Source organism: Pantoea dispersa, from assembly GCF_014155765.1.
Taxonomy (GTDB): Bacteria; Pseudomonadota; Gammaproteobacteria; order Enterobacterales; family Enterobacteriaceae; genus Pantoea; species Pantoea dispersa.
The window spans coordinates 1,225,893-1,249,169 of sequence record NZ_SCKT01000001.1; the positions used below are offsets into that span (position 1 = coordinate 1,225,893).

The following is a 23,277-nucleotide window of genomic DNA, read 5'->3' on the forward strand; positions in this document are numbered from 1 at the left end:
CCTGCGCACCGGGTTTTGCCCATGCACCCGAAATCAGGCGCGCCAGGCTTAACTCCCCCGCGCTTACGGACGGTACACCTTCACGTTCTTAAAGCCCTGCTCGTGCAGATACAACGCCTGCAACCGGCTCATCACACCGCGATCGCAGTACAGCAACCAGGTTCTGCTCTGATCGAGATCGCCGAACTGGGTGCTCAGCTTATAAAACGGCAGCGATTTCACTTCCACGCCGGTCAGCGCCAGCGGCTTGTCGTCCTGTTCATCAATTGAACGGATATCCAGCACCACATCGTTGCCGCTGAATGACGCCACGGTTTCCACTTCCACCACTTCTTCTTCCGTCTGCTCCGCGATTTCACGGATATCGACGTTGCTGGCTTCCTGCACCACGCGCTGCAGAATGTCGAAATCGAAGTTCTGCTCTTCGGCTTCGATCTTCGCCTTCACCGCTTTCACCGTGGGGCTTTTCGAAATCACGCCGCAGTACTCCGGCATGGTGCGGGCAAAGTCTTCGGTGCCGATCTGACGTGCAATATTGATGATGTGCTCTTTATCGTGCGAGATCAGCGGGCGCAGAATCAGCGTGTCGGACGCATTATCAATCAAACGCAGGTTAGTCAGCGTCTGGCTGGAGACCTGGCCCAGCGCCTCACCGGTCACCAGCGCCTGCACGCCGTAACGCTCAGCCACCATTGACGCCGCACGCACCATCATGCGCTTCAGCACCACGCCCATCTGGCCGTCATCAACTTTTTCCAGAATCTCGCCCACCACCGGCTCAAAATTGATGGCGACAAAACGCACGCGATGTGAACGGCCAAAACGCTGCCACAGATAGTGCGCCACCTGACGCACGCCGATTTCATGCGCCGCACCGCCAAGGTTAAAGAAGCAGTAGTGCACACGACAGCCGCGGCGCATCAGCATATAGCTGGAGACGCCGGAGTCAAAGCCGCCGGAAATCAGCGACAGCACATCTTCCTGGGTGCCGATCGGGAAGCCGCCCAGGCCCTCATAGCGGCCGGTAATCAGCAGCAGGCGATCGTCTTCAATCTCCAGATTCACTGTTACATCCGGGTGATTAAGCTGCACGCGCGCGCTTTCAATGTGCTGATTGAGACCGCCGCCGACGTAGCGCTCCACATCCTGCGAGCTAAAGCTGTGCTTGCCGCGACGCTTTACGCGCACGCAGAAGCTCTTGCCTTCCAGCCGCTCGCGGTTGAGCGCCAGCGTCTGCTCGAAGATATCGTGCATGTCGGTATAGGCGCGGTCTTCGACCGCCAGCACATGGTGGATACCGGGAATGCGCGTCAGCTCTTCCGTGACGGTGGCACGCAGCGCTTCCTTCTTCGCGCGCACTTCGATGTGATCCCAGTGGCGCACCACGGCGATCTCTTCGTCGAGGGTGCGCAGGGTATTACGGATGTTACCGGTCAGAATTTTGATAAAGCGCAGGCGCACCGACTGACTTTTGATGGTGATTTCAGGGAAGAGCTTGATGATAAACTTCATGGCGACACAGCTTCGTTGGGCAAATAAGTGCTAAAATCATCAACACTTAGCTGGTAAAATCATATAATTGCGGGTTGGCATCAGCCACCGCATCCGAGGCGCGCAAGTATATCACCTTTGTCGGGTGACTGCTGTAAGCAACCTTCGCCGCATTGATTATTTTGCTAATCAATGCCCGTCGGCTACCATGACCGATTGCAACATAATGTCCCAACCTGTGAGTCGACACTGATTATGCCGAAAAAAGCCGAAGCGCCCGTGAGTTTTGAAAACGCACTGCAGCAGCTGGAACAAATTGTCAGCCGTCTGGAGAGTGGCGAACTGCCGCTGGAAGAGGCGCTGAATGAATTCGAGCGCGGCGTACAGCTGGCACGCAGCGGCCAGCAAACCCTGCAGGCGGCGGAACAGCGCGTGCAGATTCTGCTGAGCGACGACAAAGATGCCCCGCTCACCCCTTTCACGCCGGAAAATGAGTAATGGATTTCGTGCAACTGCAGCGCGCCTACCATGAGCGCGTGAACCAGGCGTTGACGCGCTTAATAGATCCACTTCCTTTTCAGAGTTCTCCTCTGGTGAACGCCATGCAATATGGGGCACTATTAGGCGGTAAGCGCCTGCGCCCGTTTCTGGTGTATGCCACTGGCGAGATGCTGCGCGCCGAGGCGGCCAGCCTGGATGCCCCCGCCGCAGCGGTGGAGTGCATTCACGCTTACTCATTGATTCATGATGACCTGCCGGCGATGGACGACGATGCGTTACGTCGCGGGCAGCCAACCTGCCATATCAAATATGGCGAAGACACGGCGATTCTGGCCGGCGATGCCCTGCAAACCCTGGCGTTTACCATTCTTGCGGACCAGCCGATGCCCGGCGTAAGCCCGCAGGATCGCATTGCCATGATTTCCGAACTGGCGCAGGCCAGCGGCGTGGCCGGCATGTGCGGTGGCCAGGCGCTGGATTTAGCCGCCGAAGGCCAATCCGTGGACCTGAACCAGCTGGAGCAGATCCATCGCCATAAAACCGGCGCGCTGATCCGCGCCGCCGTGCGTCTCGGCGCCCTCACTGCGGGTGCCGCGGGCCGCGATGCGCTGCCGCAGCTGGATATCTACGCCAACGCCATCGGACTGGCGTTTCAGGTGCAGGATGACATCCTTGATGTGGTCGGCGATACCGCCGTTCTGGGCAAAACCCAGGGAGCCGATCAGGCGCTGGGGAAAAGTACTTACCCGGCGCTGCTGGGACTGGATAACGCGCGGGCCAAAGCGCAGGATCTCTATCGCGAAGCACTGGGCGCGCTGGAGGTGCTGGCGGCACAGTCGTATGACACGTCCGCTCTGCAGGCGCTGGCCAGCTTTATAATTGAACGCGATAAATAACTTATATAATGAGTCTCTGATGAGTTTTGATATTGCAAAATACCCGACACTGGCGTTAGCAGGCACGGTTCAGGAATTACGTTTACTGCCTAAAGAAAAACTTCCGGACCTGTGCGACGAGCTGCGTCAGTATCTGCTGGACAGCGTGAGCCGCTCGTCCGGCCACTTTGCTTCGGGTCTGGGCGTCGTCGAGCTGACCGTCGCGTTGCATTATGTGTATAACACCCCGTTTGATCATCTGGTGTGGGACGTCGGCCATCAGGCCTATCCGCACAAGATTCTGACCGGCCGCCGCGACCGTATCGGCACTATCCGTCAGAAAAATGGCCTGCACCCGTTCCCGTGGCGCGGCGAAAGCGAATATGACGTGCTGAGCGTGGGCCACTCGTCGACGTCCATCAGCGCCGGTCTCGGCATGGCCGTGGCCGCCGAACGCGAAGGCAAAGGTCGCCGCACCGCCTGTATTATTGGCGACGGCGCGATTACCGCGGGCATGGCGTTTGAAGCCATGAACCACGCCGGTGATATCAAGCCGGACATGCTGGTGATCCTCAACGACAACGAGATGTCGATCTCTGAGAACGTGGGCGCGCTGAACAATCGCCTGGCGCAGATTCTCTCGGGGAAAACCTATTCACGCCTGCGCGAAGGCGGCAAGCGCGTGCTGGGCGGGCTGCCGCCGATCAAAGAGCTGGTGAAGCGCACCGAAGAGCACCTGAAAGGCATGGTGGTGCCGGGCACGCTGTTTGAGGAGCTGGGCTTTAACTATATCGGTCCGGTCGACGGTCACGATGTGCTGACGCTGGTCAGTACGCTGAAGAATATGCGCGATCTGAAAGGGCCGCAGTTCCTGCACATCATGACCAAAAAGGGCAAGGGCTACGCGCCGGCGGAAGAAGATCCGATCACCTGGCACGCGGTGCCAAAATTCGATCCGGCCAGCGGCTCGCTGCCGAAAAGCGCGCCGGGCCTGCCGAGCTACTCGAAAATTTTTGGTAACTGGCTGAGCGAGATGGCCGCCGACGATGCGCGGCTGATGGCGGTGACGCCGGCCATGCGCGAAGGCTCCGGCATGGTGAGCTACTCGCGTGATTATCCGCAGCAGTATTTTGACGTGGCGATCGCCGAGCAGCATGCGGTGACGTTCGCCGCAGGCATGGCCATCGGCGGTTACAAGCCGGTGGTGGCGATTTACTCCACCTTCCTGCAGCGCGCCTACGATCAGGTGATTCACGACGTGGCAATTCAGCAATTGCCGGTACTGTTTGCTATCGATCGCGGCGGTATCGTGGGTGCCGACGGCCAGACGCACCAGGGGGCGTTTGATATCGCCTATCTGCGCTGCGTGCCGGGCATGGTGATCATGACGCCAAGCGATGAAAACGAGTGCCGTCAGATGCTTTACACCGGCTACCACTATCAGGATGGCCCGAGCGCGGTGCGCTATCCGCGCGGCACCGGCACCGGCGCCACGCTGGAACCGCTGGCCAGCCTGCCGCTTGGCAAAGGGGTCATCCGGCGTCGCGGCGAGCAGCTGGCCATCCTCAACTTTGGTACTCTGCTGCCGGAAGCGCAGGCCGCCGCCGAGGCGCTCAACGCCACGCTGGTCGACATGCGCTTTGTTAAGCCGCTGGATGAAGCCCTGATTAGCGAACTGGCGGCCAGCCACGACGCGCTGATTACGCTGGAAGAAGGCGCGATCAAAGGCGGTGCCGGCAGCGGCGTCAATGAATACGTGATGGCGAAACGCCTGCGCGTGCCGGTGCTTAACCTCGGCCTGCCGGATGAGTTCATTCCGCAGGGGACGCAGGAAGAAGTGCGTCAGGATTATCAGCTGGACGCCGCAGGCATCCAGCAGCAAATCGCCGCCTGGCTGGCGCAGTAACCGCCCTTCCCCGCTCCTGCTGCTATGCTTGAGGGTAAAACCCCACGCATAAGAGCAGGAGCCCTTCATGAAAACCGTTCGTTTAGGCCAGACCGATCTGCAGGTTTCACGTCTCTGTTTAGGCTGTATGACCTATGGCGATCCGCTGCGCGGTAATCACGCCTGGACGCTGCCGGAAGAGAGCAGCCGACCGCTGATTAAGCAGGCGCTGGACGCGGGCATCAACTTCTTCGACACCGCTAACAGCTACTCCGACGGCAGCAGTGAGGAGATCCTCGGCCGCGCGCTCAAAGATTACGCGCAGCGCGATCGGGTGGTGGTGGCGACTAAAGTCTACTTTCCGCTGAGCAACCTGTCGCAGGGGCTGTCGCGCACCAATATTCTGCAGTCGATTGATGACAGCCTGACGCGGCTTGGCATGGAGTATGTCGATCTGCTGCAGATTCATCGCTGGGATTACGCCACGCCGATTGAAGAGACGCTGGAAGCGCTCGATCAGGTAGTGCGGTCAGGCAAAGCGCGTTACATCGGGGCTTCCTCGATGCATGCCACACAGTTTGCGCAGGCGCTGCAGTTACAGCAGCAGCATGGCTGGGCGCGTTTTGTCAGTATGCAGGATCAGTACAACCTGATTCAGCGCGAAGAAGAGAAAGAGATGCATCCGCTGTGCCAGCGCGAAGGCATCGCGGTGATGCCGTGGAGCCCGCTGGCGCGCGGTAAGCTGACGCGTCCGTGGGGAGAAACCACTGCGCGTTCGGTGTCGGATAACGTGATGGAAAAACTCTATACCGGCACCGAAGAGAATGACGCGGCGATTGCGCAACGGCTGGCAACGGTGGCTGCGGACAAAGGCGTAACGCGCGCGCAGGTGGCGCTGGCATGGCTGCTGCATAAGCCGGTGGTTACCGCGCCAATTATTGGTGCCTCGCGCGAGCAGCAGTTTGCCGAGCTGGTGAAAGCCGTAGACGTGGAGCTGAGTTCAACCGATATCGCCGAGCTGGAGAGCGTCTACCAACCGCATCCGGTGGTGGGATTCGAGTAACGGTCCAGTCAGGTCGCCTTCAGGGCGACCTGATGTCACAGGCAGCGCATGCATGGCGACCTGCCTGCGGGCTACGCATTCCTGGCGATCTGCCTGCGGCAACGCATTCATGGCAACGCTTTCTGTAGGGTGCGCATTCATGCGCACCTGGTGCATTAAAGCACCAGCCCCAGGCCATACAAAATCGCCGCTGAAATGACCCCGGCGATAATGTCATCGACCATAATGCCCATGCCGCCGTGCACGTTACGGTCGAACCAGCGAATCGGCCACGGCTTCCACATATCGAAAATACGGAAAATCACAAAGCCGGCGAGCACCCATTGCCAGCTCATCGCCGGTATCGCCATCAGCGTAATCCACATGCCGATGAATTCATCCCACACGATGCTGCCATGGTCGTGCACACCCATATCACGCGCGGTGCGGTGACACAGGTAGACACCCACGCTGATGCCAATCAGCACCAGCAGCGAATACAACTGCAGCGGCAGCAGCGTCATCAGCCACCAGAAGGGAATAGCGGCAATTGAACCGGCGGTGCCGGGCATAATCGGGCTCAGGCCGCTGCCAAAACCGGTCGCCAGCAGGTGCCACGGATTGGCCATGCGCAGACGGCTTTTGGCCACATCTTTATTTAGCGTCAAAGTGATCAAATCCCTTGTGATGGAAACTGCGCGGCTTGCCGTTCTCCAGCAGCGTCAACCCTTCTGCTTCCGGCGCGATCTGGCCGATGCAGGTATACGCCACGCCAAGATGCCCCAGCGCCACATCCAGCGCACCACGATTGACTTCCGGCACGGTAAAGCACAGCTCATAATCCTCACCCCCGCTCAGCGCCCAGCGCAACACCTGTTCCGGCTCGAAGTGATCGCGCAACGCAGCCGACAGCGGCAGCGCATCCAGATTGATGCGGGCACCGACGCGGCTGGCGGTGAGAATGTGGCCGAGATCGGAGATCAGGCCATCGGACAGATCGATGGCTGACGTCGCCAGATTACGCAGCGCCTGGCCCTGCAGCACGCGCGGCATCGGGCGCAGATGACGCTTGATTAGCACTTCATGCACCGCCGGATCGTTCAGGCGATGATGGTGCTGCAGCAGCGACAGGCCGGCAGCGCTGTCGCCCAGCGTGCCGGTGACAAAAATCCAGTCACCCGGTTTGGCCCCGGCGCGCTTCAGCGCACGGCCCGCCGGCACCAGGCCATGAATGCCCAGCGTCAGGCTGAGCGGCCCGCGCGTGGTATCGCCGCCGATCAGCTGCATATCGTAATAATCCAGCAGCTCAAACAGGCTGTCGCTGAACGCCGCCAGCCACGGCTCATCCACTTCGGGCAGGGTTAACGCCAGCGTTAACCATGCCGGATCGGCGCCCATCGCCGCCAAGTCGCTCAGGTTAACCGCCAGCGCTTTGTAACCGAGATCGGCCGGATGGATATCACGTAAGAAATGCACGCCCGCCACCAGCGTATCGGTGCTGATGGCCAGCGTCTGTTTTTCCGGCACGTTAAGTAACGCGCAGTCGTCACCAATTCCCTTCTCCACATCGCGGCGGGAGCTGGTGACGCGGTTAAAATAACGTGCGATCAGTTCGAATTCACCACAGGACATAAGTCAGGTCTCAATGAAAAAAGGCCGGTGAGCCGGCCTTTTGCACTTATTTTTTGTTCGGTCGAATTTGCGGAGCGGCTTTATCCAGCACGCCGTTAACAAATTTATGGCTGTCTTCAGCACCAAACACTTTAGCCAGTTCGATACCTTCGTTGATCGCCACTTTGTACGGCACATCGTCACGCTTGCTCAGTTCATAGAGCGAAATGCGCAGGATGGCTTTTTCTACCTGGCCCAGCTCTTCCAGCTGGCGCGACAGGTAAGGCTTCATCAGGCCGTCCAGGAACGCGCTGTTGGTCGCCACACCGGCCAGCAGTTCGCGGAAATAGCTAATATCGACGTCTTTGACGTCTTGTTCCGCCAGAAACTGGTATTCCACATCGGCAATGTCGTTGTTAGACAACTGCCAGGAGTAAAGCGCCTGGACAGCGCACTCACGGGCGCGACGACGAGCAGCAGGTTTCACAAAATTCCCCTTACAAAAATCAGGCTTTGATGGCTTTCAATACGTTAATCATTTCAAGTGCGGTCAGGGCCGCTTCGGCGCCTTTGTTACCCGCTTTGGTGCCGGCGCGTTCAATCGCCTGCTCGATGTTTTCGGTGGTCAGGACGCCGAAGGTCACCGGAATTTCGCTGTTCATCGCTACGTGAGCGATGCCGGAGCTGGCTTCACCCGCCACGTATTCGAAGTGTGCGGTACCGCCACGGATCACCGTGCCCAGTGCAACGATCGCGTCGTGCTTGCCGGTTTTCGCCAGGGCGCGTGCCGCCAGCGGCAGCTCGTAAGCGCCCGGTACCCAGACCACGGTGATGTTTTCCGCTTTGACCTGGCCAATACGCTTCAGCGCGTCAACTGCACCGTCCAGCAGGCTGTCATTGATGAAATTGTTAAAACGCGCGATTACGATGGCAATCTTGGCATCAGGCGTGGCAACAGCAGCTTCGATAACTTTCATACATATCCTTTGGGTGTTTGTTTTATGGCCCCGCAGAAGGGGGCGGATTCTATCATACTCTTCGGCAACGCGCTCAGGCTTTTCCGTGCATGCTCAGCGCGGTGTCAGGGTCAGCCGTAAATCGTCGCCAACCTGACGCACGTCGCTAAAATTCAGCGCTGGCGCATCGGCCAGCGTTTCCAGTCCCGGCAGCGCACACAGGCCGCGCGCGGCATTACCCAGCAGTTTCGGCGCCAGATAAACGATCAGTTCATCCACCAGGCCGGCCTGCAGCAGCGCACCGGCCAGACCGGCACCGGCCTCAACCCACACGCTGTTGATCTGACGCTGACCGAGCAGCATCATCATCGCCACCAGATCGAGCTGCTCACCGCGCGGCGGCACCTCTATCTGACTCACGCCCGGCGGCCAGCTTTGTGCATCAGCCTCCGTGCGCATCAGCCAGGTTTCGCCGGGCTGGGCGATCAAACGGTGCTGCGGCGTCACGCGCTGCTGGCTGTCGATCACCACCCGCACCGGCTGACGCAGCTGGCTCTCATCCAGCTGCTGGCGCACGGTCTCGCTCAGTTCATCCCAGCGCACCGTCAGCGACGGATTGTCCGCCAGCACGGTGGCACTGGTGGTAAGGATAGCTGAACTGCGGGCACGTAAACGTTGCACATCGCGCCTTGCCGCTGCGGAAGTGATCCACTGGCTTTCGCCGCTGGCCATGGCGGTACGGCCATCCAGCGAGGCACCCAGTTTGAGCTGAATCCACGGAAAACCGGTACGCATGCGTTTGAGAAAACCACGATTGAGCGCTTCCGCTTCGTTCATCATCAGGCCGTGACTCACGTCGATGCCGGCCTGCTGTAAACGATACAAGCCGCGCCCGGCCACCTGCGGATTAGGATCCTGCATCGCCGCGACCACCCGGCTGACGCCGGCAGCAATCAGCGCATCGCAGCACGGCGGCGTCCGACCGTGATGGCTGCAGGGTTCCAGCGTGACATATGCGGTCGCACCGCGTGCGTGGTCGCCCGCCATGCGCAGCGCGTGCACTTCCGCGTGCGGTTCACCGGCGCGCTGATGCCAGCCTTCGCCCATGATCGCGCCGTCACGCACGATAACGCAGCCGACGTTAGGATTCGGGGTGGTGGTATATTGTCCGCGCCGCGCCAGTTCCAGCGCGCGCGCCATGTAGTGCGCATCGGTCATGGATTAATCCTGTAAGCGGGCGATCTCTTCGCCAAAGTCACGAATATCTTCAAAACTGCGGTACACCGATGCGAAGCGAATATAAGCGACTTTATCCAGCTTCTTCAGCTCTTCCATCACCAGGTTACCAATCAGCTTGCTGGGAATTTCACGTTCGCCGGTGGCGCGCAGCTGGGTTTTGATGTGATTGACCGCGTTGTCGACGGCATCCGCGCTCACCGGACGCTTCTCCAGCGCCTTCATCATGCCGCTGGCCAGCTTATCTTCGTTAAAGGGTTCGCGCACGTCGTTGCTTTTCACCACGCGCGGCATTACCAGCTCGGCCACTTCAAAGGTGGTAAAACGCTCATGGCATACCAGGCACTGGCGGCGGCGGCGCACTGAGGAGCCCTCACTAACCAGACGTGAATCAATCACTTTGGTGTCCACAGCGGAGCAGAATGGGCAATGCATGACGTTTCCTGTCGCGAGAATTGGGGGCAGATAGTGTAGCGCGTTCCCGGTTGCAACAAAATACAGGGCGCAGAATCGCCACCTGGCTCACAGCGACGCCTGGCGGTTACAGCAAACCGTGAAAAGTTACTAAGCTTAGAGAGCCAATCCGGCTTAATGACAGGAGGATGTATGGGTTTATTCAATTTCGTCAAAGAAGCGGGTGAAAAACTGTGGGATGCGGTGTCAGGCGGCGATGACCAGAGCAAAAAGCTGCAGGAGCACATTAATCAACTCGGCCTGCCCGACAGCGATAAAGTGAAAGTCGATGTCCAGGGCGATACCGTGAAGGTCAGCGGTGACGGTATCTCGCAGGAGCTGAAAGAGAAGATTCTGGTGGCGGCGGGTAACGTGGCCGGCATCACCAAAGTGGAAGATAACGTGACCACCAGTGACAGTGCTGCGCAGGCCGAATTCTACACGGTGAAAAAAGGCGATACCCTGAGCGCTATCTCGAAGCAGGTGTACGGCACGCCGAACGAATACAACAAGATCTTTGAAGCGAACAAGCCAATGCTGACGCATCCTGATAAGATCTATCCCGGCCAGGTTTTACGTATCCCTAAATAACCGGAAGGACATTGCATGACGTTCAGGATGATTTGGGTGCCGGCAGCGCTTGCTGCGCTGGTGCTCAGTGGTTGCAGCTCCACCCCCGCTTCACCTCAGGTCAAAGCGCTGCATCAGGAAGTGAGCCAGCTCAACCAGCAGATGCGCAAACTGACCAGTCAGGCCAGCGCGCTGGAGATTCAGGGGCAGCTCAACAGCCAGTCGACGCAGGGCGCATGGTTACTCCCGCAGGCGAATACGCCGGTAGAGCTGCAGACGCAGCTGGGTAAACTGCGCCTGTCGCTGTCGCACGTTGAGGGGGAAGCCAGCGGCAGCCGCGCTAACCTGAATATCAGTTCAACCGATGATAAGCCAGTGCCGGCACTCAGCGCCCGCGTGGTATGGGGCGAAATGGATCCCGCCAGCGGCAAGCCGCTGAACGCCGACAGCCTGAGCCAGACCATTACCGTGCCCGCCAGTCTGATGCCGCGCAGTTCGGTCAGCGTACCGCTGCGACTCAGCGGGCTGGCACCGGGTCAGCCCGGCTACGTGCGCGTGCATGATGTGCAGGCGGTGACGGACGCCAGCACGGTCGTTGCAGGCCAGTAATTCTGGCGTCAGGCATAAAAAAACGGGCTGCACTCAGGCAGCCCGTTTCATTTCTCCGGCACAATTACGGCAGAATCGAAGGCTGATCGGCGCCCTCTTTCTCCACTTTCTGCACCAGCATGTGTTCACGCTTCATGCCCAGCTTCAGCGCCAGCGCGGACGACACGTAGATCGACGAAATGGTACCGATGGTGACACCGATCAGCATGGTCAGCGAGAAGCCTTTCAGCAGTGCGCCACCAAAAATGAACAGGATCAGGATCATCGCCAGCGTGGTGATCGAGGTGATCAACGTACGGCTCAGCGTCTGGGTCAGCGACACGTTAGTGATGTCGTAAGAAGAACCGCGACGGATTTTGCGGAAGTTCTCACGAATACGGTCGGAAACCACGATCTTATCGTTGAGCGAGTAACCAATCACCGACATCAGCGACGCCACAATCGTCAGATCGATCTCAATGTGGAACAGCGACAGAATGCCGCAGGTGATGATTACGTCGTGCGCCAGCGCCAGCACGGTGCCCAGCGCCAGACGCCACTCAAAGCGAAAGCCGATGTAGATCAGAATCGCAATCAGCGCCGACAGCAGCGCCATCGCCCCGGCCTGCGCCAGATCGCTGCCCACGCTCGGGCCCACGAACTCAATTCGCTTCACGGTCGCGTTCTGCTGCGTCGTCTGGTTGATCGAGGCAACCACTTTATTGCCCAGCTCCTGACCTGCATTGCCGGTGGTCGGTGGCATACGCACCATCACATCACGGCTGCTGCCAAAGTTCTGTACCAGCGGCTCCTCAAAGCCTGCCTTCACCAGCCCGTCACGCAGCGCATCCAGATCCGCCGGCTTCTCGAGGTTGATCTCAATCACCGTCCCGCCGGTGAAATCGAGCCCCCAGTTAAAGCCGCGCACACCGATAATGGCGATGGACGCCACAATCAGCAGGCCGGAGATGAGAAAGGCCAGCGTGTCCCAGCGCATAAAGTCGACGACTTTACGCCCATGGTTCAGCTGTTCAATACTATATTCCTGTGCCACAACGCACTCCTCAGATAGACAGCTTATTGATGCGTTTGCCGCCGTACACCAGGTTAACGATGGCACGGGTGCCGACGATAGCGGTGAACATGGAAGTCGCAATACCGATAGCCGTGGTAATCGCAAACCCTTTGATCGAGCCGGTACCGACCGCATAAAGAATGATAACTTTAATCAGCGTGGTGACGTTGGCGTCGACGATACTGGAGAAGGCGCCTTTATAGCCTTCATGAATCGCCTGCTGTACCGAGCGTCCGTTACGCAGTTCTTCTTTAATACGTTCGTTAATCAACACGTTAGCATCCACCGCCACCGCCAGCGTCAGCACGATACCGGCAATGCCCGGCATCGTGAGCGTTGCGCCCGGTAACAGTGACATGATGCCGACAATCAGCACCAGGTTGCACAGCAGTGCGCTGGTCGCAATCAGACCAAACTTCTTGTAGAACACCACCATAAAGATGATGGAGGCAATCAGACCCCACAGACAGGCTTCGAGACCCTGCGTGATGTTCTGCTGGCCCATGGTTGGACCGATGGTCCGCTCTTCCACAATCTGGATTGGCGCAATCAGCGCACCGGCACGCAGCAGCAGCGACAGCTGACGCGCTTCGTTCGGGTTGCTGATACCGGTAATTCGGAAGCTGTTGCCGAGGCGCGACTGAATGTTCGCCACGTTAATCACTTCTTCCTGCTTCACCAGAATCGCACGACCGTTCGCATCTTTCTTACCGCTGTCCTTGTACTCCACAAACAGGGTCGCCATCGGCTTGCCGATGTTGTCCTTGGTGAAGTTGGACATGATGTTACCGCCGGCGCCATCAAGCGAGATATTCACCTGCGGCTGGTTGTACTCATCCATGCTGGACGTCGAGTCGGTGATGTGGTCACCGGTGAGAATCACGCGCTTGTACAGCACCACCGGCTGACCTTCACGCGTCTTTTTCACTTCCGAGTCACCCGGCACGCGGCCGCTGGCGGCAGCGCTCGGATCCACCGAGGTGTTGACCAGGCGGAACTCCAGCGTTGCGGTAGCACCCAGAATCTCTTTAGCACGCGCGGTATCCTGGATACCCGGCAGCTCAACCACGATGCGGTCAGCACCCTGACGCTGTACCAGCGGCTCAGCTACACCCAGCTGGTTCACACGGTTACGCAGGATGTTGATGTTCTGCTGCACCGCATATTCGCGCGCTTCGCTCAGACGCGCATCGGTCATCACCGCACGCAGCGTGTCGCTGCCAGCGCTGGTGATCACCAGGTCGCGATGGCGCGGCGTCAGATAGCTGATGGCCGCATCACGGCTGGCGCCGTCGCGGAAGCGTATTTCGGTGCCGTAGTTAGCGATTTTGCTAACGTTGGTGTAAGGGATATTTTTTTCGCGCAGATCGCTGCGCAGGCCATCAGCATTCTGCTCCTGCAGCTTGCCGAGGGCAGTATCCATGTCGACTTCCATCAGGAAGTGCACGCCGCCGCGCAGATCGAGGCCGAGTTTCATCGGTTCAGCGGCCAGCATGGTCAGCCAGCGCGGTGTGGCAGGGGCCAGGTTGAGCGCCACGACGAAATCTTCGCCCAGCGCATTGGTGATGGCTTCACGCGCGCGCAGCTGAATATCCGTGTTAGCGAAACGGGCCAGAATGGCACCATTTTCCAGCGCGAGGGATTTGCTCTGGATATTGTCTTGTTTTAATACGGTCTGGATCTGATCCAACGTTTGCTCACTGGCGGCGCCACCGCGCGCACCAGTGATCTGAACGGCCGGATCCTCACCATAAAGGTTAGGAAGCGCATACAGCAGGCCGACGAGAATCACGACGACCAGCATGATGTACTTCCACAAAGGATAACGGTTTAACACGGCAGTTCCCTTCGGGAAGAATAAATTACAGCGCCTTCATTGTACCTTTCGGCAGAACGGCGGCCACGAAATCACGTTTAATCACTACTTCAGTGGTGTCGTTCAGGGCGATAGCGATGTAGCCGGTTTCAGCCACTTTCGTTACGCGGCCCACCAGGCCACCGTTGGTCAGCACTTCATCACCTTTGGAGATGGAATCCATCAGCTTTTTGTGATCTTTGGCGCGCTTCTGCTGTGGACGCAGGATCATGAAGTAGAAAATCAGACCAAAAACCACCAGCATGATCACCAGAGAATACGGACTTCCCTGAGACGGAGCGCCAGCTGCGGCCACGGCGTCAGAAATGAAAAAGCTCATTAAATTTCCCTCATTGATAGAATTATCAGACGTTTAACGGTGGAACCGCTTTGCCCGTCCGTTGGTAGAACTCGCTAACAAAGTGCTCTAATTTACCCTCTTCGATGGCCTGGCGTAAACCCGCCATCAGACGCTGGTAATAGCGCAGATTGTGGATGGTGTTCAGACGTGCGCCCAGTATTTCGTTACAGCGATCAAGATGATGCAAGTAGGCACGCGTGTAATTGCGACAGGTGTAACAATCACACTCCGCATCCAGCGGCGCGGTGTCATCTTTGTATTTCGCATTGCGGATTTTCACCACGCCATCGGTGACGAACAGATGGCCGTTGCGCGCGTTACGCGTTGGCATAACACAGTCAAACATATCGATACCGCGGCGAACGCCTTCCACCAGATCTTCCGGTTTGCCGACGCCCATCAAATAACGCGGTTTGTCTTGCGGAATTTGCGGACAGACGTGTTCCAGGATGCGGTGCATGTCCTCTTTCGGTTCACCCACCGCCAGGCCGCCCACAGCGTACCCATCAAAGCCAATCTCTACCAGACCTTTAACCGAGACATCACGTAAATCTTCGTAAACCCCGCCCTGAATAATGCCAAACAGCGCATTTTTGTTACCGAGCGCGTCAAAGCGGTCGCGGCTGCGCTGCGCCCAGCGCAGTGACATCTCCATCGAGCGTTTAGCGTAATCCCAGTCCGCCGGATACGGCGTACATTCGTCGAAGATCATCACAATGTCGGAGCCGAGATCGTACTGAATCTCCATCGATTTTTCCGGGTCGAGGAAAATCGGATCGCCGTTGATCGGGTTGCGGAAATGCACGCCGGCTTCGGTGATCTTACGGATATCGCCGAGGCTGAATACCTGGAAGCCGCCGGAGTCGGTCAGGATCGGTCCCTGCCAGTGCATGAAATCGTGCAGGTCGCCGTGCAGTTTCATGATCTCCTGCCCCGGACGCAGCCACAGGTGGAAGGTGTTACCCAGCAGGATCTGCGCGCCGGTCTCTTTCACTTCTTCCGGCGTCATGCCTTTGACCGTGCCGTAGGTGCCGACCGGCATAAACGCCGGGGTTTCCACGACGCCGCGATCAAAGACCAGACGGCCACGGCGCGCGCGCCCGTCGGTGGTATCTAATTCAAATTTCACATTGACCTCTTTCGATAATCAGAGAAACAGTCTGATTACTCAGCCACCAACGATTTCGTCGGGAGCCTGTGGATTACGGGTGATGTACATCGCATCCCCGTAGCTAAAGAAACGGTACTGCTCCGCCACCGCGCTCTGATAAGCCGCCATGGTGTGTTGATAACCGGCAAACGCCGAGACCAGCATAATCAGCGTCGATTCCGGCAGGTGGAAGTTGGTGATCAGCGCATCAATCACCTGATAGTGATAACCCGGATAGATAAAGATCTGCGTGTCATCGAAAAACGGCGCGATCAGCCCATCCTGGCAGGCCTGCGCTGCGCTCTCCAGCGATCGCACCGAGGTGGTGCCCACCGCCACCACTTTGTTACCGCGCGCTTTGCACGCCAGCACCGCGTCCACCACGTCCTGCGGCACTTCGGCATATTCAGAGTGCATGATGTGATCGTTGATGTTCTCCACGCGCACCGGCTGGAAGGTGCCAGCGCCGACGTGCAGCGTCACAAACGCCATCTCCACGCCTTTCGCCTTCAGCGCCGCCAGCAGTGGCTCATCAAAGTGCAGACCGGCGGTCGGTGCTGCCACCGCGCCGGGGCGCGCGCTGTAGACCGTCTGGTACAGCTCGCGGTCAGCTTCCTCATCCGGACGATCGATGTACGGCGGCAGTGGCATATGGCCGACGCTGTTCAGGATATCCAGCACCGCGCGATCGTCCGCAAACTCGATTTCGAACAGCGCATCGTGGCGCGCCACCATGGTGGCTTTGACGCTTTCGTCGTCGCCCAGCAGTAATTCGGCACCCGGCTTCGGCGCTTTGGAGGCGCGCACGTGCGCCAGCACGCGTTTGTCATCCAGCATGCGCTCAACCAGCATCTCAATTTTGCCGCCGCTGGCTTTACGGCCATAGACGCGCGCCGGAATCACCCGGGTATTATTGAACACCAGCAGATCGCCCGGATTGAGCTTATCCAGCACATCAGTAAACACGCCATGGTTCAGCGCCCCGCTCGGGCCATCCAGCGACAGCAGGCGGCAACCGCTGCGCTGCGCCTGCGGATAGTGGGCGATCAAAGATTCCGGTAATTCAAAGGCAAAATCGGCTACACGCATGCATCACTTCTTCAGGACTCAAAAAACAGGCGGCATAGTTTAGCGGAAAAGTGGGCAATTCTGAACAACTGGCTGCGCCGGTGTGATTCTGCCTATAATGCGCCATGAACTTTCTTGCTCACCTTCACCTTGCAACCCTGGCCGACAGCTCACTGCTGGGTAATCTGCTGGCCGACTTCGTGCGCGGCAACGTTGAGGCGCAGTGGCCGCAGCCGGTGGTGGCCGGTATTGCCCTGCACCGGCGCATTGATGTGCTGACCGATAACCTGCCGGAAGTGCGCAGCGCGCGTCAGCTGTTCCGCGCCGAAACGCGCCGCGTCGCGCCAATCACCCTCGACGTGATCTGGGACCACTTCCTGGCGCGCCACTGGGATCAGCTGCATCCGGCGCAGTCGCTGTCTGCTTTTAGTGCCGCCGCCGAGCGCGACATTGTGCCGCAGCTGCCCGGCACGCCGGGCGATTTTATCGAGCTCAACGCGGTAATGTGGCGCGAACGCTGGTTTGAACACTATGCTGACCCGGCGCGGCTGGCGCGCGTACTAAGCGGCATGGCGCATCGCCGGCCACGGCTGGCGGCGCTGCGCGACTCCTATCAGGATTTTGTCGACCACTACACCCAGCTCGAACCGCTGTTTTTCCAGTTCTATCCACGCCTGATGGCCGCCGCGCGCGCCCGGCAGCTGTGAAGCACAATTTGCCGCTGCCCCGCATTGCCTCCCCTTGCCAGCCGCAGCCATCTGCGGCTTAATGAAGCCTTGCTTAACTTTTGTTAAGCCAGTCACACAGCCATGGCGCTTTATCCGGCGTGGTTTGCCACGTCGATTGCCAGTGAATGATAAGAGGGAAAAATGTCATCAGCTACGCTAACCGAATTAGATGTCCGTTATCACTATGCCTGTGAGGTGGCGAAAACTGCTGCCAGCCGCGCGCTGGCGTGGTATCAGCAGCGCCATCAGCTGGTGGTGGAGCACAAGAAGGATTTGCAGGATGTGGTCAGCGAGGCGGATCGCAACGTTGAGCTGCTGGTAAAACACCTGATTCATGAGCGTTTTCCTGACGATGCGGTGCTGGGTGAAGAGAGCGGCGGTGACGTCAGCGGCGCGCGCTTTATCTGGGTCATCGATCCGATTGACGGCACCAGCAGCTTTCTTAACGGCCTGCACAACTGGTGCGTCTCGCTGGCGATTGTCTGTGACGATCAGCCGGTGATTGGCGTAGTCAGCGATCCTAATCATCAGGAAACCTTCCACGCCTGCCGCGGCAAAGGTGCCTGGGTGAATGACAAGCGCATTCAGGCACACAGCGCGCAGCGGCTCGATCAGGGGCTGCTGGGCCTCAGCAGCTCGAACAGCCAGCCGATTGAACCGCTGACCACTTTTATCAGCCAGCTGCTGGCGCAGGGCGGCATGTTTATCCGCAACGGTTCCGGTGCGCTGATGAGCGCCTGGGCGGCGGCCGGCCGGCTGATTGGCTATTACGAAGCGCATATGAATCCGTGGGATGGCCTGCCCGGCATTGTGCTGATGCGCGAAGCGGGCGGCGTCACCAACGATTATCTCAGCCACCATGGCCTGCAACAGGGGAATCCGGTGCTGCTGGCCAACGCGGTGCTCTATCCGCAGCTTAAAGCGCTGCTGCCGGCACAGCCAACGCTATGACACGTCTGCTGCTGAGCGCGCTGCTTGCTTTGCTGGCGCTCACCGCGCAGGCGCAGCCGCGCTACCAGCTGGAAAAAGTGGTAGAGATCAGCCGTCACGGCGTGCGTCCTCCCACCGCAGGTAACCGCACGGAAATCGAATCCGCCACCCAGCGCGCCTGGCCGCGCTGGCGCAGCGCCGACGGCGAACTCACCGCACACGGTTATGCAGCGGTCGTGAATAAAGGTCGCTGGCAGGGTGAACACTATCGCCAGCTCGGCCTGATGCTTGCCGGCTGTCCCGATGCCGGGCAAATTTACGTGCGCGCCAGTCCGCTGCAGCGCACCCGTGCCACGGCGCAGGCGCTGCTGCAGGGCGCCTTTCCCGGCTGCGATGTGGCAGTTCATCACGTCGCGGGGGCGGTCGATCCGCTGTTTCAGAGCGAAAAACTGCCGTTTGGCCAAACGGATGCTGCCATGGAGCGGGCAGCGGTCGCGGCGCGCGCCGGCGATCTCGCCGCACTGCAACAGCGTTTACAGCCCGCCGTGCAGCAGCTCAGGCAGGCGGTGTGCGCGGCAGATTGCCCGTTCTTCGATCGCCCCTGGCAGCTGAAGCAGAGTAAAAGCGGCCATACCTACGTGCAGGGTCTCAGCGTGCTGGCCAGCATGGCCGAAACCTTACGGCTCGGCTGGAGCGAAAATCTGCCGTTCAGCCAGCTGGCGTGGGGCAACATCACCCGGGCGCAGCAGATTAGCGCCCTGCTGCCGCTGCTGACCGCCAATTACGATCTGAGTAATGATGTGCCGTATATCGCGCAAAAGCGTGCGTCGATTCTGCTGGACGCGGTGGTGCGCAACCTGCAGGACGATGCGGCGACGCCCTCCACCCGCTGGCTGCTGCTGGTGGCACACGACACCAATATCGCCATGCTGCGCACGCTGATCGGCTTCAGCTGGCAACTGCCCGGCTACGCGCGCGGTAATATTCCGCCCGGCAGCAGTCTGGTGTTTGAGCGCTGGCGCGATAACCAGACGCAGACGCTGCTGCTGCGCGTCTATTTTCAGGCGCAAAGTCTGGATGCGCTGCGCCAGCTAACGCCGATCGATCGGCAGCACCCGCTGCTGCGCCAGGAGTGGCATCAGCAAAACTGTCGCCAGACGGCGGTGGGCACGCTGTGTCCTTATCAATCGACGCTTGAGCACTGGCGCACCGCCATTGATCAGCGCGCGGTAATCCCCGTGGACTATCCCTGACGCCAGCCACCGGGTTAAGCCAGACAGATTACGCCGGCTTATTCCTGCAGCGAAATTACAGCAATAAACTGCAAGCTGGTGGGCACAGTTATCTGAGACTTTTCTTTTTTTTCCCTTAAAAGCGTTAATGCTGAAAAACTGCGATATGCTGCACGGGTCAATCATCCCTTAGTAATACCTTTCTCTTTTTACATTTTTCGGCGACAGGATGCGCCGAGCTATTTTTACCCGCAGTAATAAAATCGCAAATTAACATTGAATAACTGGGATCCTGTTATGTCTGTACCTGTCTCGCTGCGCTATCGTCCGGATATCGATGGTCTGCGCGCTGTCGCCATTATATTGGTTGTGCTGTTCCACTGCGGCGTCAGCGCCGTGCCGGGCGGCTTTATTGGCGTCGATATATTTTTCGTTATTTCCGGCTTTTTAATTGGCGGTATTATCAGTAAAGAAATTACCGCCGGCACCTTCTCGTTTTATCAGTTTTATTTACGCCGCATCCGGCGTATTGCGCCCGCCCTGTTTTTTATGCTGATGATATTGCTGTTACTCGGTTATCTGCTGTTATCCCCGCTGGAATTAAGCCAGCTGGCAAAATACAGCATGGCGGTGTTCCTCTCGGTGCCCAATATGCTGTTACTGAAGAGTGGCGACTATTTCAGTGCGGATGCCGATCTCAATCCGCTGCTGATGACCTGGTCGCTGGGCATTGAGGAGCAGTTCTATATCGTGCTGCCGTTTGTTCTGCTGCTGGCCGTGCAGCTGCGGCGCACAATGACCGGCGTGGTGCTACTGCTCAGCCTGCTGTCGCTGGCCGGCTGCCTGTGGTTAACGCCCCTCTCCAGCACTCAGGCGTTTTATCTGCTGCCAACCCGCGCCTGGGAGCTGGGTGCCGGCGTGCTGCTGGCGCTGTGGCAACCCCGCCCCGTCACCGGCCGGCTGGCCAGCCTCTGTCATCTCGCTGGCTGGCTGCTGATCATCGGTGCCACGCTGTTACTCAGCCATAGCGATCGCTTTCCCGGCTGGCTGGCACTGCTGCCGGTGCTGGCGGCCTGTCTGATGATCGGTGCGCGCAGCCCGCTCAATCAGCGGCTGCTGGAGAACGCGCCGATGCGCTTCATCGGTAAAATTTCCTACTCGTGGTACTTGTGGCACTGGCCGCTGCTCAGTCTGGCACGCATCTGCAGCGATCGGCCGCTCAGCGTCTGGCAGGCGTTGAGCATCTGTGCCGTTGCGCTGGTCATCGCCTGGCTCTCCTGGCGCTTCATCGAACAGCCATTCCGTCGGGCGCGCAGCGGTACGCGCTGGCTGATCCCCGGCTACTGCGCCTCGTCGCTGCTGGCAGCCGGTGCCATGGTGCTGCTGTGGCAGAGCGGTGGCCTGAAATCGCGCGTCAGTGAAGCGGTGAAGCTCGGCGACGAATGGAAAGTCGCCGCCCAGCGCGATCCCTGCCTGCTGGATTACGGCGCCACGCGGCCCGCCCGCGATGCGCAGTGCCAGCCGCAGAGTGACACACCGGCGATAGCGCTGATTGGCGACAGCCATGCCGCCGCGCTGGCGGCCAACGTCGCCGATTACGCCCGGCGGCAGCAGAAACCGCTGTTTCAGCTGACCAAAGCCTCCTGCCCTTTCCTGCTTGAGGCCACGCGCGCGATGCCGCAAAAACCGCAGCATGCACAGCAGTGCCTCGATTTTAATCAGCGGGTTCTGCCGATCATCCTGAGCGATAAAATAGACGAAGTGGTGATCAGCGCGTTCTGGGCGGCGGGCCTCAGTGCGCAGACGGGCAGCGGATTCCGCAGTCTCCGCGATCCGGCGCAGGACAATCTGCAGGCGCTGAAAAGCGGGCTGGATACCGTGGTGGCGCAGCTGCTGGCGGCAGGGAAAAAGATCACCCTGATTGACGATGTGCCGACCATCACGCTCGATCCGCTGCGCTACAGCCATAACCGCAATATGCCGCTGCGCCGCAGCCTGAATAGCTGGCTCAGCGCGCAGGATGGCGCGGCGCTGGCGGCGGAACGCACGCAGCAGTTGCAGATGCCAAACGCATCGGTGGCAGAGCTGTTAAAGGACTATCAGCAGCACGGCGTGCGCGTGTTGTCACTGCAGGAGACGTTGTGTAATGCGCAGGGTTGTCTGGTCACTCATCAGGGCATGCCGCTCTGGTACGACAATAATCACCTGAATCCGTACGGCGGAGAGATGGCGCTGGGGAAAAACTGGTAATGCACCACGGGCGAAGTCTCGCTTCGCCCGCGGTAAAGCTTCTTACGCTTTACGTTTCTTCGCCAGCGGCCACGCCAGCAGCAGCAGAACAATCCACGCAAACCCGACGTACAGCGAGATACGCGTATCCGGGAAGTAGCCAATCAGCGCGATGATAAAGGCAAGGAACAGCACCCCCACCCACGCCGTAGCGCTGCCGCCCGGCAGAGCAAACTGCAGCTTACCGGCCTGCTCTTTGCCGATTTTGTGGCGGAACGCGATCTGCGACAGCAGAATCATAATCCACACCCACACGGTGGCAAACGTCGCCAGCGAGGCGATCACCAGGAACACTTTTTCCGGCATCAGATAGTTGAGGTACACCGCCACCAGCATGGCAAGCATCATCACCAGCACCGTAACCCATGGAATGCCGCGATTCGACACCTTCATAAACATCTTCGGCGCATGTCCCTGCTGCGCCATACCGTGCAGCATGCGGCCGACGCCAAACACATCGCTGTTAATCGCCGACAGCGAAGCAGTCAGCACCACAAAGTTCAGAATGGAGGCGGCGGCGGCGATGCCGAGGTGCTGGAAAGTCAGTACGAACGGGCTGCCTGCGGTACCGACCTGGTTCCAGGGATAAATCGACATGATCACAAACAGCGTGCCGACATAGAACACCAGAATGCGCAGCGGTACGGAGTTGATGGCACGCGGGATCGATTTCGCCGGATCTTTAGCTTCGCCGGCGGTGATACCAATGATCTCAATGCCGCCGTAGGCGAACATCACCATCTGCAGGGACAGCAGCATGCCGACGATACCGTGAGCAAAGAAGCCGCCGTTGGTCCACAGGTTATGGATGCCGGTCGGCTGACCGCCGTTGCCGATACCCCAGAAAATCATGCCGAAACCGGCCACGATCATGATGATGATGGTGGCAACTTTGAAGAAGGAGAACCAGAACTCCACTTCGCCAAACACCTTAACGCTCATCAGGTTGATGGCGCCAATGATCAGCACCACCGACAGCACCCAAATCCAGTGCGGCACCTCCGGGAACCACACGCCCATGTAGATACCAAAAGCCGTGACGTCGGCGATCGCCACAATCAGGATTTCAAAGCAGTACGTCCAGCCGGTGATATAGCCCGCCAGCGGTCCGAGGTAATCCTGCGCGTAGCGTGAAAACGAGCTGGCCTGCGGATTGTTAACCGACATCTCGCCTAGCGCGCGCATGATGATATACGCCACGGCGCCGCCGATGATGTAGGCCAGCAGTACGCTGGGGCCTGCCATTTTGATGGCATCTGCCGAGCCGTAAAACAGCCCGGTGCCGATCGCCGATCCCAGCGCCATAAAACGGATGTGGCGCGTGCTCAGTCCGCGTTTGAGCTTATTGGTTTCTTGCATAACAAACAGTACCTGTGGAAAT

General features: G+C 59.0%; 23 protein-coding genes. 10 read left to right on the forward strand and 13 right to left on the reverse strand.

Annotated elements, in window-relative coordinates:
* Nucleotides 1–63: 63 nt before the first annotated feature.
* Entirely contained in the window at nucleotides 64–1,512 is a 1,449-nt protein-coding gene (gene thiI, locus H7K56_RS05940) for a tRNA uracil 4-sulfurtransferase ThiI (RefSeq protein WP_021507170.1), read from the reverse strand.
* Between the two features lie 234 nt (nucleotides 1,513–1,746).
* On the opposite strand from thiI, the gene xseB reads away from it, so the two are divergent.
* The 4 genes from xseB (at nucleotide 1,747) to H7K56_RS05960 (ending at nucleotide 5,815) form a co-directional block, all read left to right on the forward strand.
* Nucleotides 1,747–1,989: an exodeoxyribonuclease VII small subunit gene (gene xseB, locus H7K56_RS05945; protein ID WP_021507169.1), complete on the forward strand. Its 243-nt coding sequence runs from the start codon at nucleotides 1,747–1,749 to the stop codon at nucleotides 1,987–1,989.
* The gene (gene ispA, locus H7K56_RS05950; protein WP_021507168.1) at nucleotides 1,989–2,888 is read left to right on the forward strand and encodes a (2E,6E)-farnesyl diphosphate synthase; all 900 of its coding nucleotides are present in this window, start codon (nucleotides 1,989–1,991) and stop codon (nucleotides 2,886–2,888) included. Before xseB ends, ispA begins: the two co-directional genes overlap by 1 nt.
* 19 nt (nucleotides 2,889–2,907) lie before the next feature.
* Entirely contained in the window at nucleotides 2,908–4,773 is a 1,866-nt protein-coding gene (dxs, locus tag H7K56_RS05955; protein ID WP_058775224.1) for a 1-deoxy-D-xylulose-5-phosphate synthase, read from the forward strand.
* 67 nt (nucleotides 4,774–4,840) lie between these two features.
* Nucleotides 4,841–5,815, forward strand: coding sequence for an aldo/keto reductase (locus tag H7K56_RS05960; RefSeq protein WP_150361499.1), 975 nt, complete (start codon nucleotides 4,841–4,843; stop codon nucleotides 5,813–5,815).
* A 155-nt stretch (nucleotides 5,816–5,970) separates the two neighbouring features.
* Here the strand turns inward: H7K56_RS05960 and pgpA are convergent, their stop codons facing one another.
* The 6 genes from pgpA to nrdR form a co-directional block, all read right to left on the reverse strand.
* On the reverse strand, nucleotides 5,971–6,462 hold the full coding sequence (pgpA, locus tag H7K56_RS05965) for a phosphatidylglycerophosphatase A (protein WP_021507165.1): 492 nt from the start codon (nucleotides 6,460–6,462) through the stop codon (nucleotides 5,971–5,973).
* Nucleotides 6,449–7,426, reverse strand: a complete 978-nt coding sequence (gene thiL / locus H7K56_RS05970) for a thiamine-phosphate kinase (RefSeq protein WP_021507164.1) — start codon at nucleotides 7,424–7,426, stop codon at nucleotides 6,449–6,451. Before thiL ends, pgpA begins: the two co-directional genes overlap by 14 nt.
* Nucleotides 7,427–7,472: 46 nt before the next feature.
* Complete coding sequence (gene nusB / locus H7K56_RS05975) at nucleotides 7,473–7,892, reverse strand: transcription antitermination factor NusB (protein ID WP_031279648.1); 420 nt, start codon at nucleotides 7,890–7,892, stop codon at nucleotides 7,473–7,475.
* A gap of 19 nt (nucleotides 7,893–7,911) precedes the next feature.
* Nucleotides 7,912–8,382, reverse strand: coding sequence for a 6,7-dimethyl-8-ribityllumazine synthase (gene ribH / locus H7K56_RS05980; protein WP_058769383.1), 471 nt, complete (start codon nucleotides 8,380–8,382; stop codon nucleotides 7,912–7,914).
* Nucleotides 8,383–8,475: 93 nt separating this feature from the next.
* Nucleotides 8,476–9,579: a bifunctional diaminohydroxyphosphoribosylaminopyrimidine deaminase/5-amino-6-(5-phosphoribosylamino)uracil reductase RibD gene (gene ribD / locus H7K56_RS05985; RefSeq protein WP_150361497.1), complete on the reverse strand. Its 1,104-nt coding sequence runs from the start codon at nucleotides 9,577–9,579 to the stop codon at nucleotides 8,476–8,478.
* 3 nt (nucleotides 9,580–9,582) lie between these two features.
* Nucleotides 9,583–10,032 carry a transcriptional regulator NrdR gene (nrdR, locus tag H7K56_RS05990; protein ID WP_031279647.1) on the reverse strand — a complete coding sequence of 150 codons (450 nt, stop codon included), beginning with the start codon at nucleotides 10,030–10,032 and terminating at the stop codon, nucleotides 9,583–9,585.
* A 171-nt stretch (nucleotides 10,033–10,203) separates the two neighbouring features.
* On the opposite strand from nrdR, the gene lysM reads away from it, so the two are divergent.
* Together lysM and H7K56_RS06000 are read left to right on the forward strand one after the other, a co-directional pair.
* Nucleotides 10,204–10,641 (forward strand): peptidoglycan-binding protein LysM, encoded by a 438-nt coding sequence (lysM, locus tag H7K56_RS05995; protein ID WP_058769381.1) that lies wholly within the window; start codon nucleotides 10,204–10,206, stop codon nucleotides 10,639–10,641.
* 15 nt (nucleotides 10,642–10,656) lie between these two features.
* Nucleotides 10,657–11,229 carry a SadB/YajI family lipoprotein gene (locus H7K56_RS06000; protein ID WP_150361496.1) on the forward strand — a complete coding sequence of 191 codons (573 nt, stop codon included), beginning with the start codon at nucleotides 10,657–10,659 and terminating at the stop codon, nucleotides 11,227–11,229.
* A 64-nt stretch (nucleotides 11,230–11,293) separates the two neighbouring features.
* Here the strand turns inward: H7K56_RS06000 and secF are convergent, their stop codons facing one another.
* From secF to queA, 5 genes are read right to left on the reverse strand one after another with little or no spacing between them, the layout of a single operon-like run.
* Nucleotides 11,294–12,262: a protein translocase subunit SecF gene (secF, locus tag H7K56_RS06005; RefSeq protein ID WP_150361494.1), complete on the reverse strand. Its 969-nt coding sequence runs from the start codon at nucleotides 12,260–12,262 to the stop codon at nucleotides 11,294–11,296.
* Between the two features lie 10 nt (nucleotides 12,263–12,272).
* Nucleotides 12,273–14,120, reverse strand: a complete 1,848-nt coding sequence (secD, locus tag H7K56_RS06010; protein WP_071813591.1) for a protein translocase subunit SecD — start codon at nucleotides 14,118–14,120, stop codon at nucleotides 12,273–12,275.
* Nucleotides 14,121–14,145: 25 nt separating this feature from the next.
* Nucleotides 14,146–14,478, reverse strand: a complete 333-nt coding sequence (gene yajC / locus H7K56_RS06015; protein ID WP_021507155.1) for a preprotein translocase subunit YajC — start codon at nucleotides 14,476–14,478, stop codon at nucleotides 14,146–14,148.
* Between the two features lie 25 nt (nucleotides 14,479–14,503).
* Nucleotides 14,504–15,628, reverse strand: a complete 1,125-nt coding sequence (tgt, locus tag H7K56_RS06020; protein WP_021507154.1) for a tRNA guanosine(34) transglycosylase Tgt — start codon at nucleotides 15,626–15,628, stop codon at nucleotides 14,504–14,506.
* Nucleotides 15,629–15,667: 39 nt separating this feature from the next.
* Entirely contained in the window at nucleotides 15,668–16,738 is a 1,071-nt protein-coding gene (queA, locus tag H7K56_RS06025; protein WP_058769378.1) for a tRNA preQ1(34) S-adenosylmethionine ribosyltransferase-isomerase QueA, read from the reverse strand.
* A gap of 104 nt (nucleotides 16,739–16,842) precedes the next feature.
* Between queA and H7K56_RS06030 the strand changes: the two genes are divergently transcribed.
* The 4 genes from H7K56_RS06030 to H7K56_RS06045 all read left to right on the forward strand — a co-directional run bounded on the left by H7K56_RS06030 (nucleotide 16,843) and on the right by H7K56_RS06045 (nucleotide 21,857).
* Complete coding sequence (locus H7K56_RS06030) at nucleotides 16,843–17,424, forward strand: ACP phosphodiesterase (RefSeq protein ID WP_058781210.1); 582 nt, start codon at nucleotides 16,843–16,845, stop codon at nucleotides 17,422–17,424.
* Between the two features lie 162 nt (nucleotides 17,425–17,586).
* On the forward strand, nucleotides 17,587–18,396 hold the full coding sequence (locus H7K56_RS06035) for an inositol monophosphatase family protein (protein WP_150361493.1): 810 nt from the start codon (nucleotides 17,587–17,589) through the stop codon (nucleotides 18,394–18,396).
* Nucleotides 18,393–19,628, forward strand: a complete 1,236-nt coding sequence (locus tag H7K56_RS06040) for a histidine-type phosphatase (RefSeq protein ID WP_150361491.1) — start codon at nucleotides 18,393–18,395, stop codon at nucleotides 19,626–19,628. Before H7K56_RS06035 ends, H7K56_RS06040 begins: the two co-directional genes overlap by 4 nt.
* Nucleotides 19,629–19,904: 276 nt before the next feature.
* Complete coding sequence (locus H7K56_RS06045; protein WP_150361489.1) at nucleotides 19,905–21,857, forward strand: acyltransferase family protein; 1,953 nt, start codon at nucleotides 19,905–19,907, stop codon at nucleotides 21,855–21,857.
* A gap of 42 nt (nucleotides 21,858–21,899) precedes the next feature.
* On the opposite strand, the gene proY is transcribed toward H7K56_RS06045, so the two are convergent.
* Entirely contained in the window at nucleotides 21,900–23,255 is a 1,356-nt protein-coding gene (gene proY / locus H7K56_RS06050) for a proline-specific permease ProY (protein ID WP_058775216.1), read from the reverse strand.
* Nucleotides 23,256–23,277: the final 22 nt, after the last annotated feature.